Origin of the sequence: Verrucosispora sp. WMMA2121 (assembly GCF_027460185.1) — a bacterium.
GTDB lineage: Bacteria > Actinomycetota > Actinomycetes > Mycobacteriales > Micromonosporaceae > Micromonospora > Micromonospora palythoicola.
The window spans coordinates 98585-112582 of the sequence record NZ_JAPZBH010000006.1; the positions used below are offsets into that span (position 1 = coordinate 98585).

The window sequence follows — 13998 nt, forward strand, 5'->3', positions numbered from 1 at the left end:
TACAGTCCAGGAGGATCGAGGCGTGACGTCCACCAGAGAGCGGCAGCGCGCGGCGGCCCGCGCCCGGCTCGAGAAGGAGATGGCCGAGCGGGCCGCTCGGGCCCGTAAGCGCCGCCAGACGCAGGCGGTCGTCGGGGCCGGCGTGGTGTTGCTGCTGGTGGTCGCCGGCACGGCCTGGCTGGTCAGCAACGTGCTCGGCGACGACAGCGGCACCGACAACGCGGCCCAGGACGCCAACACGGTGCAGTGCGACTGGGTCGAGTTGCCCGAGGGTGAGCGCACCCCGCAGGTCAAGGACGTCGGGCTGCCGGACACCCAGCAGAGCACGGTTGGCGTCCAGACCATGACGATCACCACGAACCTCGGCCCGATCACCGCCCGGATCGACAGGTCCGCGGTGCCGTGCACGGCGGGCAGCTTCACCCACCTGGCCGAGCAGAACTTCTTCGACAACACCAAGTGCCACCGGCTGGTGACCGAGGGCATCAAGGTGCTCCAGTGCGGTGACCCGAGCGCCACCGGCGAGGGCTGGCGGGACACCGACGGCACCGGCGGCCCGAGCTACCGGATGGTGGAGGAGAACCTGCCGGCCGACAAGCGACCGCCGTACCCGGAGGGCGTCATCGCGATGGCCAACTCGGGTCAGCCGGCCAGCAGCGGCAGCCAGTTCTTCATCGTGTACGGCGACTCGCCGCTGGACCCGAACTACACCGTCCTCGGCACGATCACCGGTGGGATGGACATCGTCAAGGACGTCGCGGCGGCCGGCGACGACGGCGCGTTCGCCCAGCAGGCCGGCGGCGGTCACCCCAAGAAGGAGGTCGTCATCACCGACCTCACCATGACCGACGCCTGACCTCCGCACCAACCCACGAAGCGCCCGCCGGCAGTCCCGGCGGGCGCTTCCCTGTCCCCACGCCGCGTCCGCCTCCGTTGATCATGAAGTTGTTACCCACGACACGCCGTGCGGGTGACAACAACTTCATGATCAACGCGGGTGGGTGGTGGGTGGGAGGGGATGGGTTAGGCGCCGGAGGTTACGCGGTAGGCGTCGAAGACGCCGTCTACCTTGCGTACGGCCGCCAGCAGGTGGCCCAGGTGTTTGGGGTCGGCCATCTCGAAGCTGAACCGGCTCACCGCCACCCGGTCGCGGGTGGTGGTGACGGTGGCGGAGAGGATGTTGACCCGCTCCTCGGAGAGCACCCGGGTGACGTCGGCGAGCAGCTTGTGCCGATCGAGCGCCTCCACCTGGATCGCCACCAGGAACGTCGAGGCGGAGGTCAGCTTCCAGTTGACCTCGACCACCCGCTCGCCCTGGGCGCGCAGGTCCTCCGCGTTGGCGCAGTCGTCGCGGTGCACGCTGACCCCGCCGGATCGGGTCACGAAACCGAAGACCGAGTCCGGCGGCACCGGGGTGCAGCAGCGGGCCAGCTTGATCCACACGTCGCTGACGCCGCGTACGACCACACCCGGGTCGTGGCTGGAGGCGCGGCTGCGCGGCGGGCGGGTGGCCACGGCGGTCTCGGCGATGTCCTCCGCCGCGCCCTCCTCGCCGCCGTAGGAGGCCATCAGCTTCTGCACCACCGACTGGGCGGAGACCTGGCTGTCGCCGACCGCCGCGTACAGCGACGCCACGTCGGCCAGGTGCAGGTCCCGGGCGATGGCCATCAGGTTGTCGGAGGTGAGCATCCGCTGCAACGGCATGCCCTGCTTGCGCATCGCCTTGACGATGGCGTCCTTGCCCTCCTCGATCGCCTCCTCGCGGCGCTCCTTGTTGAAGTACTGCCGGATCTTCGTCCGCGCCCGGGGGCTCTTGACGAAGCCGAGCCAGTCCTGGGTCGGGCCGGCGGTGTCGGACTTGGAGGTGAAGATCTCGATCACGTCGCCGTTGGACAGCGTCGACTCCAGCGGCACCAACTTGCCGTTGACCCGCGCCCCGATGCACTTGTGCCCCACCTCGGTGTGCACCGCGTACGCGAAGTCCACCGGCGTCGAACCCGTCGGCAACGGGATCACGTCGCCCTTCGGGGTGAAGACGTACACCTCCTGGCTGGACAGGTCGAACCGCAACGCGTCCAGGAACTCGCTCGGGTCGGCGGCCTCCCGCTGCCAGTCCAGCAACTGCCGCAGCCAGGTCATCTCGTCGATGTGCGCCGGCGGGCCGACGATCTGGGTGCCCTTGTGCTCCTTGTACTTCCAGTGCGCCGCGATGCCGAACTCCGCCGTACGGTGCATCGCGTACGTGCGGATCTGCATCTCCACCGGCTTGCCGGTCGGCCCGATCACCGTGGTGTGCAGCGACTGGTACATGTTGAACTTCGGCATGGCGATGTAGTCCTTGAACCGGCCCGGCACCGGCTGCCAGTTCGCGTGGATCACCCCCAGCGCGGCGTAGCAGTCCCGCACCGTGTCGACCAGGATCCGCACACCCACCAGGTCGTAGATGTCGTTGAAGTCGCGCCCCCGCACGATCATCTTCTGGTAGATCGAGTAGAGGTGCTTCGGTCGGCCGGTCGTCTCCGCCTTGATCTTGGCGGCCTTCAGGTCGGTCTGCACCTTCTGGGTCACCTGCCGCAGCAACGCCTCCCGCTGCGGCTGGTGCTCCCCGATCAGCCGGTTGATCTCCTCGAACCGCTTCGGGAACAACGTCCCGAACGCCAGATCCTCCAGCTCCCACTTGATGGTGTTCATACCGAGCCGGTGGGCCAGCGGAGCGAGGATCTCCAGCGTCTCCTTCGCCTTCTGTTCCTGCTTCGGACGCGGCAGGAAGGTGAGCGTCCGCATGTTGTGCAGCCGGTCGGCCAACTTGATCACCAGGACGCGTGGATCCTTGGCCATGGCGACGACCATCTTGCGGATCGTCTCGGCCTTCGCCGCGTCGCCCAACTTGACCTTGTCGAGCTTGGTCACCCCGTCGACCAGCAGCGCGACCTCACCACCGAAGTCGGACCGCATCTGGTCGAGGGTGTACTCGGTGTCCTCGATGGTGTCGTGCAGCAGCGCCGCCACCAGCGTGGTGGTGTCCATGCCCAGGTTCGCCAGGATGGTCGCCACCGCCAGTGGGTGGGTGATGTAGGGGTCGCCGGACTTGCGGTACTGCCCGGAGTGCCAGCGCGCCGCCGTGTCGAAGGCCCGCTGCAACAGCCGCGCGTCGGCCTTGGGGTGATTCTCCCGGTGTGACGCGATAAGCGGCTCCAGCACCTCACTGACCTGCGAGGACTGCCACGGCGCGTTGAACCGGGCGAGCCGTGCCCGGACCCGCCGCCCGGTGGGCGCGTGGGACAGGCCGAAGCCACCGGCCGCCGAGGAATCGCCGGCGTCGGCGGCCGGACGAACCGGCTCGTCGGTCTGCTGCGCCGCCGCCCCCGACCCGCCGTCCGGCGCCGCCGCGGCGCCGTTGCGGTCGGTCAGCGAGCCCTCCGCGTCACCTGTCGGGTGCACCGTGCCCTCCACCGGAGGAACGACCTCGTGGGACACCGGCCTCCTCACCGCTCGCCGAGACGACACCGACCGTGCGCCGGCCGGTCTGGTCTAGCGCCGCTCAGACGGGTAACCGCCCGGTCAGCAATGGGCAATGCTACCCCCACCCGGAGGGCCGTGCCGCTCCGCCGGACGGTCGGTGCCGGGCCCGTCCGAGGTCGCCGCCGCCTCAAACGGTCAACAGGGCATGCACGGGACGCGGGGCCAGCCGGTCGCGCCCGCCGAGGAACGACAGCTCCAGCAGCACGGTGCAGCCCGCCACGGTGCCGCCCGCCCGCTCCACCAGGTCCAGCGTGGCCGCGGCCGTGCCACCGGTGGCGAGCACGTCGTCGACCACCAGCACCCGGTGTCCGGCGGTGAAGGCGTCCTGGTGCACCTCGAGCGTGGCCTCGCCGTACTCCAGTTCGTAGGAGGCGGCGTACGCCGGCCGGGGCAACTTGCCGGCCTTACGCACCGGCACCACCCCGACCCCCGTCGCGTACGCGATCGCGGCGGCGACCACGAAGCCCCGCGCCTCGATGCCGACCACGGCGTCGAAGGACTCCCGCCCGTGGTACGCGACGATCCCGTCGATCACGTCCCGGAAGGCGGCACCGTCGGCGAACAACGGCATCAGGTCCTTGAACATGACGCCGGGCTTGGGGAAGTCGGGCACGTCGAGCACCCGGCTGGCCACCAGTCGGGCCATCTCCGGCCCGCTGTCCCCGCGTACCCCGGTGCTGTGGGTCTCCGTCACGGCAGTTCCGCTTCCCTTCCACACGACGACGGCGGCGTCCCGCACACTGCTCGCACAGCATGCAGGACGCCGCCGGTACCTGTTCCTACCGGGTCGCCCCGGGCGTCCTCAGCGTCGCTTTCCGCCGCCCGGACGGTTGCCACCACCGGGACGGCCGCCCCGGGCACCGCCGGAACGCTTGCCCGCCGGCCGGGCGCCCACCTTCGGCGCGGCGGCACCGGCGAGGGCGCCGGTCTCCGCGGTGACCGGCTCCTCGTCCCGCTCGACCGGGCGCGGCGTACCAGCCGCCTTGGCCGGGGTTTCGCCCCGGCCGGCCGTGGACCGTCGGGCCAGCACCCGCTTGTTGTGCGCCTGGATCCGCGGGTCGCGGTTCTTCAGCACCACCAGCAGCGGGGTGGCCAGGGTGATCGAGGTGAGGAAGGCCATCGCCATACCGACGAAGAGCACCAGGCCGAGGTCCTTCAGGGTGCCGGCACCGAGCAGGCCGGCACCGATGAACAGGATGCCGCCGACCGGGAGCAGGGCGACCACCGAGGTGTTGATCGACCGCATCAGGCTCTGGTTCACGGCCAGGTTGGCCGCCTCGCCATAGGTCTGGTTGTTGTTCGCGGTGATGCCTCTGGTGTTCTCCTGCACCTTGTCGAAGACCACCACCACGTCGTACAGGGCGAAGCCCAGGATGGTGAGGAATCCGATGATCGTCGACGGAGTGACCTCGAAGCCGACGATCGAGTAGAGGCCGGCGGTGAGGATCAGGTTCATCACCAGGGCGAAGATCGCCCCGACCGCCATCTGCCACTCGAACCGCAGGACCAGGTAGACCGTCACCAGCGCCAGGAAGATCACCAGACCGAGCAGGGCCCGGTTGGTCACCTGGCTGCCCCACGCCTCGCTGACCCGGTTGCTGGCGATCTCCGCCGGGTCGATGTTGAACACCTGACCCAGCTCGGTCCGGACCGCCTCGGCCTGCTCGGCGTCCAGTTCGGTGGTGCGCAGCTCGTAGAACTCGCCACCGCCACCGCCGACCTCCTGGGTGGTGACCACCCGGCCACCCTCACCCGCGGTGGCCAGCACCTCGCCCGCCCGGTCCTCCACCTGCTCCAGGGTGCCGACGCTGGTCGGCACCTGGAAGGAGTTGCCGCCGGCGAACTCGATGCCGAGGCTGAAGCCCCGGAAGATGACGCTGCCGAGCGCGATCAGCACCAGCACGGCGGCGACGGTGAACCACATCTTGCGCCGGCCGACGATGTTGAGGCCGGCCTCACCTCGGTAGAGGCGGGCTGCCAGACCAGTCTCAGCCATCTCAGGCCTCCTTGACACGCTGGTTGCGGGACGACGGGGCCGGCTCCGACGACCGGGCCGGCAACGCCCGGCCCAGGCCGCTGACCCGTGGGGACAGGAACGCCTTGGTACGGGCGAACATCGTCATGATCGGGTGCCGGAAGAGGAAGACCACGAGCAGGTCGAGCACCGTGGCCAGGCCGAGGGCGAAGGCGAAGCCCTTCACCGTGCCGACCGAGACGATGTAGAGCACCAGCGCCGACATGATCGTGATCGCGTTGGCGGAGATGATCGTCCGGCGGGCCCGGACCCAGGCCCGGGGTACCGCGCTACGCGGACTGCGGCCCTCCCGGATCTCGTCCTTGAGGCGTTCGAAGTAGATGACGAACGAGTCCGCCGCCACACCGAGCGAGACGATGATGCCGGCGATGCCGGCGAGGGTGAGCGTGAAGCCGATCTGCCGGCCGAGCACCACCAGGGCGCCGAAGAGCAGCAACGCCGACAGCACCAGGCTCAGGAAGATCACCGAGCCGAGCAGCCGGTAGTAGAAGAACGAGTAGATGATGACCAGCAGCATGCCGATGCCGGCCGCCAGCAGACCGGCCCGCAGGTGGCTGGCGCCCAGGGTCGCGGTGACGTTCTGCTGCTCCTGCGCCTCGAAGGTGACCGGCAGGGCGCCGTAGCTGAGGTAGCCGGCCAGCTCGCTGGCCTCGGCGTTGCTGAAGTTGCCGGTGATCTGGGAGTTGCCGGTGAGCACACCCTGGATCTGCGGCGACGAGATGATCTTGTTGTCCAGCACCACGGCGACCCGGCACTTGCCCTCGTCGCCGAGCGCGGACGCGTCGCACGCCTGGCCCTCGTTGTTGAACGCCTCGCGGGTCAGCGCGGTCCACTTGTCCTGGCCCGAGCTGGTGAAGTTCAGGCTGACCACCCACTGGCTGGTCTGGTCGCGCACCGCGTTGGCGTCGGAGACGTCGGTGCCGAGCACCTTCGCCACGTCCAGCAGGTTCTTGGCGTACCCGCCCTCGCAGGCGACGACCTGCTGCTCCGGGTCGGAGATGGACGCCGGGGGCCGTTCGTCGAGTTGGGCGCAGCTGATCGTCGGCACGTTGAACTGCATCTGCGCCGGCAGCACCGCGACCTCGCGGCCACTGAGCTCGCCGAACGGCTTGAGCTTCTCGGCCAGCGACGGGTCGGCGCTCAGGTCGGCCGGCGCCTGCAACCCGCTCGCCGCGGCCCACGCCTCGGCGCCGACCTTCTGCTCGACGGCCCGGCGCTGCTCCTCGATGCTCTGCGGCACCTCTTCGCTCGCGGTGGGCGACGGGGTCGCCGACGGCGTCGGCGTCGGCGCGCCACCGCCCTGGCCACCGGCGTCCGGCGACGAGGTGGCCTCGGCGTCGGGCGTGGGGCTCGCGGAACCGGACGGGGTGGCCTCGGGGCTCGGGGAGCCGGACGGGGTCGCCGAGGGGCTTCCGGTCGGTGCCGGCGACGGGATCGAGCCGCTGCCGTCGGCGATCTTCAGCACCTTCCGGAAGCGCAGCTCGGCGGCGCTGCCGACCTCGTTGAGTTCGCGGTTCTCGCCGGGCAGGGAGACGACGATGTTGCGGTCGCCCTCGGTGACCACCTCGGCCTCGGCCACACCGTACGCGTTGACCCGGCTCTCGATGATCTGGCGGGCCCGCTCCAGGTTCTCCGCCGTCGGGGCCCGGCCGTCGAGGGTGTTGGTGGCCTCCAGCGTGAGCCGCGTGCCGCCGACCAGGTCAAGACCGAGGCGGGGTTCGAGCCGGTCCTTCCAGCCACCGCTGGCGCCGCCCGAGAAGAACACCAAAAGATAGAGGACGACGAAGATGGCCCCGAGCACGGCCAACTGCCGTCCCGGGCGCATCTGTCCCTGAGGTGGTGCCACGGCTGTCCTGTCTCCCTGTGGTCACGCCGCCGCGGGCGCGGCGGCGGGTCGGCCGGAGTCCCAGGCCGGCGGTCTGCCTACCTGACGGCGCCCGGGCTGACGCCGCCCGGGTGGTCGACGCGCACGCGTGGACCGGGTACGAGCCGGCGCGCCGACGCCCGACGTCGGCCTGCTATCCAATTGTCTCAATGCGCGGATCGGGGATGGTACCCGCTCGGGGACGCGTGCGGGCACCTCCCGTCCGAGCCGCCGGTGGACCGGCAACCCGGTTGGGACTCGACGTCAGTCCTTGACGGAGTCGGACTCCTCGGCGGGCGACTCGACCGGGCGCTCGACCGGGGTGACCACCCGGGCGATCGCCGGACGGGCGTAGCGGGTCTGCACTCCGGGAGCGACCTCCAGCAGGACGCTGTCGTCCTCGACACCGGTGACCGTGCCGTAGAGGCCGCCGATGGTGACCACCTCGTCGCCCACGGAGAGGTTGGCCTGCATCGATTCGGCCTCGCGGCGGCGCTTCTGCTGCGGACGGATCATCATGAAATACATGACGCCGAAGAGCAGAGCGATCATGAGGATCGGCGTGAAGCCTCCCGCTCCGCCGCCATCTGCTGCGTAGTGCACGGTTGTCGACCTTCCCATTGGCCGCCGCACCGGCGCGTCGGCGCCGCAACGGAGGCGGATTTTCACGTCCTGTACAGACCGCGGCGAGTCTAGTCGCTCTATCTGGGAACGCCGAATGCGGCACAGATCACGAACGGATCACGGCTCGCCGCCGTCCAGGGAGAACAGATCGGGCACGGTAGGAGCTTCTGCGGCAAATGTACCATTCGGTGGCGTACGGCCCAGATGGTGCCAGGCGGCCTCGGTGGCCACCCGCCCCCGGGGCGTACGCGCCAGCAGCCCGGCCCGCACCAGGAACGGCTCACAGACCTCCTCGACCGTGTCCGGCTGCTCCCCCACCGCCACGGCCAGCGTCGACAGGCCGACCGGACCACCCCGGAACGAGTCCACCAGCGCGGTCAGCACCGCCCGGTCGAGCCGGTCCAACCCGAGGGCGTCCACGTCGTACACGGTCAGGGCCGCCTGCGCGGTCGCGACGGTGACCACGCCGTCGGCGCGTACCTCGGCGAAGTCCCGCACCCGGCGCAGCAGCCGGTTGGCGATCCGGGGCGTGCCCCGGGACCGGCCGGCGATCTCCGCCGCCCCGTCCTCGGTGATCGGCACCCCGAGGATGCGGGCCGAGCGGTGCAGCAGCGTCTCCAGGTCGGCCGGCGAGTAGAAGTCCAGGTGCGCCACGAAGCCGAACCGGTCCCGCATCGGGCCGGTGAGCAGACCCGACCGGGTGGTCGCGCCGACCAGCGTGAACGGCTCCACGTCGAGCGGGATGGCGGTGGCCCCGGGCCCTTTGCCAACCACCACGTCGACCCGGAAGTCCTCCATCGCGCTGTAGAGCAGTTCCTCCGCCGGCCTGGCGATCCGGTGGATCTCGTCGATGAAGAGCACGTCGCCCTCGGCCAGGCTGGTCAGGATCGCCGCCAGGTCACCGGAGCGTTCGATGGCCGGCCCGCTGGTCACCCGGATGCCGGTGCCCAACTCGGCGGCGACGATGTTGGCGAGGCTGGTCTTGCCCAGGCCCGGCGGGCCCGAGAGCAGGATGTGGTCGGGCGGCGAGCCGCGCCGCATGGCGCCCTGAAGTAGCAGGTCGAGCTGGTCGCGAACCCGGTCCTGGGCGATGAACTCGGACAGGCGCTTCGGCCGGACGCTGACCTCCGCGTCCAGCTCCGCGTCGCTGACGTACGCCGAGACCAGGTTCTCGTTGCTCATCGGGTCCGACCCAGCAGCCGGATCGCCTGCTTCAACAGCACCGGCACCGGCGGGGTGGGACCGTCGACGGTCTCGGCGACGGCGGCGACCGCCTGGTCGGCCTGGCCGGCCGTCCAGCCGAGCCCGATCAACGCCTGGCGGACCTGGTCCGGCCAGGCGCCGCCGGTCACCCCGGCCGCGCCGTCGGCGCCCACCGGCACCGGGCCGATCCGGTCGCGCAGCTCCAGCACCAGCCGTTCGGCACCCTTCTTGCCGATGCCCGGGACCCGGGTCAGCGCCGCCGTGTCGGCGTTGGCGATGGCCTTGCGTACCGCGTCGGGGGTGTGCACCGCGAGCACCGCCTGGGCCAGCCGCGGACCGACGCCACTGGCGGTCTGCAACAGCTCGAACAGCGCCTTGGCGTCGTCGTCGGCGAAGCCGTAGAGGGTGAGCGAGTCCTCCCGGACGACGAGGCTGGTGGCCAGCCGGGCCGGCTGACCGACCCGCAGGTCGGCGAGGGTGCCGGGGGCGCACTGCACGGCCAGGCCCACGCCGCCGACCTCGATCACCGCGTGGTCCGGGCCGGTGCCGGTCACCACGCCACGCACACTGGCGATCATCTCGCTCCTCCTCGTCTGACCCGGTCCGCCGCGGCGGCCAGTTTGGACCGGGTGCCGCCACGCCACACGTGGCAGATGGCCAGCGCGAGGGCGTCCGCGGCGTCCGCCGGCCGGGGCGGCTCGGGCAGCCGCAGCAGTCGGGTGACCATCGCGGTCATCTGTGCCTTGTCCGCCTGACCGGAACCGGTCACCGCGGCCTTCACCTCGCTCGGGGTGTAGGTCTGCACCGGCAGCCCGGCGCGCGCCCCGGCCAGCACCGCTATCCCGCTGGCCTGGGCGGTGCCCATCACCGTTCGCACGTTGTGCTGGCTGAACACCCGCTCCACGGCCACGCTGTCCGGCCGGTGCTCGGCGACCAGCTCGGTCAGCGAACGGTCCAGGTGCAGCAGGCGGGTGGGCAGCTCGTCGGCCGGGTCGGTGTAGACCACGTAGTAGGCGATGAGCGTGCAGGGCCGGCCGGGCACCCCCTCGACCACGCCGACGCCGCACCGGGTCAGTCCCGGATCGACGCCGAGCACCCGCACGCCGCCTCCCTCCAGCCGCCGGACAGTACGTGTGTTCGACACCCTACCGATGCCGCTACCACGGCGCGTCGCGGGACACGCCCCGCCCCGGCGCGACCGGGACGACCGGGCGGCCACGCGGAACCGCGACCGCCGTGGCGACCGCGGCGCAGATGTAGCGGACGACCACACAGTACGGCGGGAGTATGTGCCGCCATCCCATGTGCGCCCGACCACACAGCTCGTAACTTCATGCGCCATGACGGCAGAACCCGTGGCGGTCCCCCACGTCGTGAACGTCGACCTGACCGGTCGTACCGCCCTCGTCACGGGCGGGGGCGGTGGCATCGGCCGGGCCTGCGCCCTGCGGCTGGCCGCGGCCGGCGCCACGGTCGTGGTGGTCGACCGCAACGTCGAGGCGGCCAAGCTGGTGGCCGCCGAGGCCGGCGGCCGGGCCGAGGGGGTGGACCTCGCCGATCCGGCGGCGGTGGACGCGCTGGACGCCGACGTCGACATCGTGGTCAACAACGCCGGGCTGCAACACGTGGCGCCGCTCCAGGATTTTCCGGTCGAGCGTTTCGAATACATCCAGCGGGTGATGGTGGAGGCGCCGTTCCTGCTGATCCGGCGGGCGTTGCCGCACATGTATGCCCGTGGCTGGGGCCGGATCGTGAACATCTCCTCGGTGCACGGGCTGCGCGCCTCGCCGTACAAGGCGGCGTACGTCTCGGCGAAACACGCGTTGGAAGGGCTGTCGAAGGTGGTGGCGCTGGAGGGCGCGGCGCACGGGGTGACGGCCAACTGCATCAACCCGGCGTACGTGCGTACCGCGCTGGTGGAGAGCCAGATCGCCGACCAGTCGACCGCTCACGGCATCCCCGAGTCCGAGGTGATCGAAAAGATCATGTTGGCCCGCGCGGCGGTCAAGCGGCTGATTGAGCCGGAGGAGGTGGCGGAACTGCTGGCCTACCTCTGCTCGCCGCCGGCGGGCTTCCTCACCGGTGCCTCGATCGCGCTCGACGGGGGTTGGACGGCGAACTGACGCCGGCCACCCGCAGAATGTCGGTCATGTCCTCGCCGGTGGAGTTCCTGGAACTGCTCGCCCGGGAGGCCGCCGCGGTCGAGTTCGAGGGACCGCTGGTCGCCGCCCGCTCGGCCGGGCTGCCCGCCGAACGCCTCGCCGAGTTGGAACAGGCCAAGACGGTGGCGCTGCGCGTGCGGGCGCTGCTGGAACGTCGCCGCCGTCGGGAGAGCGAGCTGTCCGGCCTGTACGACACGGTCAGCGACCTGGCCGGGCTGCGCGACCTGGACGAGGTGCTGCGGGCGATCGTGCACCGGGCCCGGCACCTGCTCGGCGCGGACGTCGCCTACATGACGCTCGACGACGCCGAGCGCGGCGACACCTACATGCGGGTGACCGACGGATCGGTCTCCGCCCGGTTCCAACGGCTCCGGCTGCCCATGGGCGCCGGGCTCGGCGGCCTGGTGGCCCAGTCCAGCGCCCCCTACGTGACCGCGAACTATCCGCAGGACGAGCGGTTCCACCACACCCGCGAGATCGACGCCGGGGTGGGCGAGGAAGGGCTGGTCGCCATTCTCGGGGTGCCGCTGCGACTCGGCTCGACGAGCATCGGCGTGCTCTACGCGGCCAACCGTTCGGCCCGGCCGTTCGCCCGCGAGGAGGTGGCGCTGCTGCTCTCCCTGGCGGCCCACGCCGCGGTGGCGATCGACACCGCGCGGCTGCTGGCCGAGACCCGCTCGGCGTTGGCGGAGCTGTCGTCGGCGAACACCACGATCCGGGCGCACAGCAGTTCGGTGGAGCGGGCCGCGGCGGCGCACGACCGGATGACCGCGCTGGTGTTGCGCGGTGGCGGGGTGGAGGACGTGGCCTCAGCCGTCACCGACGTGCTCGGTGGCGCGCTGCTGGCGCTGGACGCCGAGGGACGGCGGCTGGCCCAGGTCGGTGAGATCGACGAGCCGGACCGGGCGGAGATCCTGGCGGCGGTCGCGGCGTCGCGGACCGAGGGGCGCAGCGTACGCCGGGGTGCGTTGTGGTACGCGGCCGTGGTGGCCGGCGCGGAGAACCTGGGCGTACTGGTGCTGCGTCCCGACGACGAGCCGGCCGACGCCGACCAGCGGATCCTGGAGCGGGCGGCGCTGGTGACCGCGCTGCTGCTGCTGTTCCGGCGTACCGTCGCCGAGGCGGAGGGACGGGTCCGGGGCGAGCTGCTCGACGATCTGATCGCCCGGCCGCTGCGGGACACCGACGCGCTGCGCAGCCGGGCCCGTCGGCTGGGCGTGGACCTGGACGCACCGCACGTGCTGGTGGTCGTCGGCGACGACGCCATCGCGGCGACCGGTTCCGCCCGGCAGCGGGTGCTCTCCTGGGCCACCACGTACGCCTCGACCCGGGGTGGCCTGGCCGCGGCGCGCGACGGCCGGGTGGCGCTGATGCTGCCCGGTCAGGACGCCGGTGGCAGCGCCCGGGCGGTGGCCCGGGACCTGTCCCGGATCACCGGGCGACCGGTGACCGCGGGAGCCAGCGGCCCGTCGACGGGCCCGGCGTCGCTGGCCGCCGCCTTCCGGGAGGCGGACCGGTGCCTGACCGCGCTCGGCGCGCTGGGCCGGGCCGGGCAGGGGGCGAGCAGCGCCGAGCTGGGTTTCGTCGGGCTGCTGCTGGGTGCCGTCGACGACGACGGCGACGCCGACGTGAGCCGGTTCCTCGGCACGACCATCGGGCCGGTGCTCGAATACGACGCCCGCCGGGGCACCGCGTTGGTGCGGACCCTGGAGGCGTACTTCGGGGTGGGCGGCAGCCTGGCCCGGGCCGCCGAGCAGTTGCACGTGCACGTCAACACGGTGACCCAGCGCCTGGAGCGGGTCGGGCAGTTGCTCGGTGCCGACTGGCAGCGACCGGATCGGGCCCTGGAGGTGCAGCTGGCGTTGCGCCTGCACCGGCTGCGTACGCCGGCCGGCTGAGGACCGCGGGACACCTCGCCGGCGACTGCGGTGGGCACCGTGGCCGGCAGCGGTGGGCGCCGTGGCCGGCAGCGGCCACGACGTGCGGCTCAGCGGGTGCGGATACCAGCCAGGACGGCGTCCACGACCCGCTCCGGCAGGTTCGCCTCGTCGAGATCCGGGTTCCAGTTCAACACCCGCTGGATCAGCATCGGCCCGGTGAGCATCGCCATCGTCACCTCGATGTCGATGTCGGCGCGCAGCTCACCCTCGCGGACGCCACGGCGCAGCACCTCCCGCATCGCGGCCCGGCGGGGCTCCACGATGCTCTGGTAGAACGCGTACTGCTCGGGGCTGCGTTTCATCTCCGGCACCAGACAGGGCATGATCTGCGCCGCGCGCGGGTCGACGTTGTGGCCGATTGCGGTCACCAGCGTGATCAGGTCTTCGCGGACGGACCCTCCGGACGGCTGCGGAGGATCGCCCTTGAGGCGACGCAACGCGTCGAGCAGCAGCGCGTCCTTACCCGGCCAGCGGCGGTAGATGGTCGCCTTGCCCACCCCGGCCCGCGCGGCGATCGCCTCGACCGAGATCGTCTCGATGGTGCTGCCCTCGGCGAGCAGATCCAGGGTGGCCTCGATGATCGCCTCGTCCGCTCGGACGCTGCGTGGCCGCCCGGGTGGTCGTGCGGCGTCCGCCGTGCTGGTCATC

General features: G+C 71.5%; 12 protein-coding genes. 3 read left to right on the top strand and 9 right to left on the bottom strand.

All coding sequences use genetic code 11. The features are described from left to right. The first annotated feature begins 22 nt into the window (after positions 1–22). Entirely contained in the window at positions 23–856 is an 834-nt protein-coding gene (locus O7605_RS09405) for a peptidylprolyl isomerase (RefSeq protein WP_269738813.1), read from the top strand. Positions 857–1023: 167 nt separating this feature from the next. Here the strand turns inward: O7605_RS09405 and O7605_RS09410 are convergent, their stop codons facing one another. The 8 genes from O7605_RS09410 to ruvC form a co-directional block, all read right to left on the bottom strand. Beyond that, entirely contained in the window at positions 1024–3453 is a 2430-nt protein-coding gene (locus O7605_RS09410) for a RelA/SpoT family protein (RefSeq protein WP_269742579.1), read from the bottom strand. A 196-nt stretch (positions 3454–3649) separates the two neighbouring features. Continuing rightward, positions 3650–4216 (bottom strand): adenine phosphoribosyltransferase, encoded by a 567-nt coding sequence (locus O7605_RS09415; protein ID WP_269738814.1) that lies wholly within the window; start codon positions 4214–4216, stop codon positions 3650–3652. A gap of 108 nt (positions 4217–4324) precedes the next feature. Next, positions 4325–5518, bottom strand: coding sequence for a protein translocase subunit SecF (gene secF, locus O7605_RS09420; protein ID WP_269738815.1), 1194 nt, complete (start codon positions 5516–5518; stop codon positions 4325–4327). A 1-nt stretch (position 5519) separates the two neighbouring features. After that, entirely contained in the window at positions 5520–7403 is a 1884-nt protein-coding gene (gene secD, locus O7605_RS09425; protein WP_269738816.1) for a protein translocase subunit SecD, read from the bottom strand. 282 nt (positions 7404–7685) lie between these two features. Next, positions 7686–8024: a preprotein translocase subunit YajC gene (gene yajC, locus O7605_RS09430; protein ID WP_269738817.1), complete on the bottom strand. Its 339-nt coding sequence runs from the start codon at positions 8022–8024 to the stop codon at positions 7686–7688. 138 nt (positions 8025–8162) lie between these two features. Further along, positions 8163–9227: a Holliday junction branch migration DNA helicase RuvB gene (gene ruvB / locus O7605_RS09435; RefSeq protein ID WP_269738818.1), complete on the bottom strand. Its 1065-nt coding sequence runs from the start codon at positions 9225–9227 to the stop codon at positions 8163–8165. Then, positions 9224–9826 (bottom strand): Holliday junction branch migration protein RuvA, encoded by a 603-nt coding sequence (gene ruvA / locus O7605_RS09440; RefSeq protein ID WP_269738819.1) that lies wholly within the window; start codon positions 9824–9826, stop codon positions 9224–9226. Before ruvA ends, ruvB begins: the two co-directional genes overlap by 4 nt. After that, positions 9823–10350 (bottom strand): crossover junction endodeoxyribonuclease RuvC, encoded by a 528-nt coding sequence (gene ruvC, locus O7605_RS09445; protein WP_269738820.1) that lies wholly within the window; start codon positions 10348–10350, stop codon positions 9823–9825. The genes ruvA and ruvC overlap by 4 nt, the downstream gene beginning before the upstream one ends. 238 nt (positions 10351–10588) lie before the next feature. Here ruvC and O7605_RS09450 point away from each other — a divergent pair, with 238 nt between their 5' ends. Both O7605_RS09450 and O7605_RS09455 read left to right on the top strand, forming a co-directional pair. After that, complete coding sequence (locus tag O7605_RS09450) at positions 10589–11371, top strand: 3-hydroxybutyrate dehydrogenase (RefSeq protein ID WP_269738821.1); 783 nt, start codon at positions 10589–10591, stop codon at positions 11369–11371. Between the two features lie 17 nt (positions 11372–11388). Next, complete coding sequence (locus O7605_RS09455; RefSeq protein WP_269738822.1) at positions 11389–13308, top strand: helix-turn-helix domain-containing protein; 1920 nt, start codon at positions 11389–11391, stop codon at positions 13306–13308. Positions 13309–13397: 89 nt separating this feature from the next. Here the strand turns inward: O7605_RS09455 and O7605_RS09460 are convergent, their stop codons facing one another. Continuing rightward, on the bottom strand, positions 13398–13997 hold the full coding sequence (locus tag O7605_RS09460) for a TetR/AcrR family transcriptional regulator (protein ID WP_269738823.1): 600 nt from the start codon (positions 13995–13997) through the stop codon (positions 13398–13400). Position 13998: the final 1 nt, after the last annotated feature.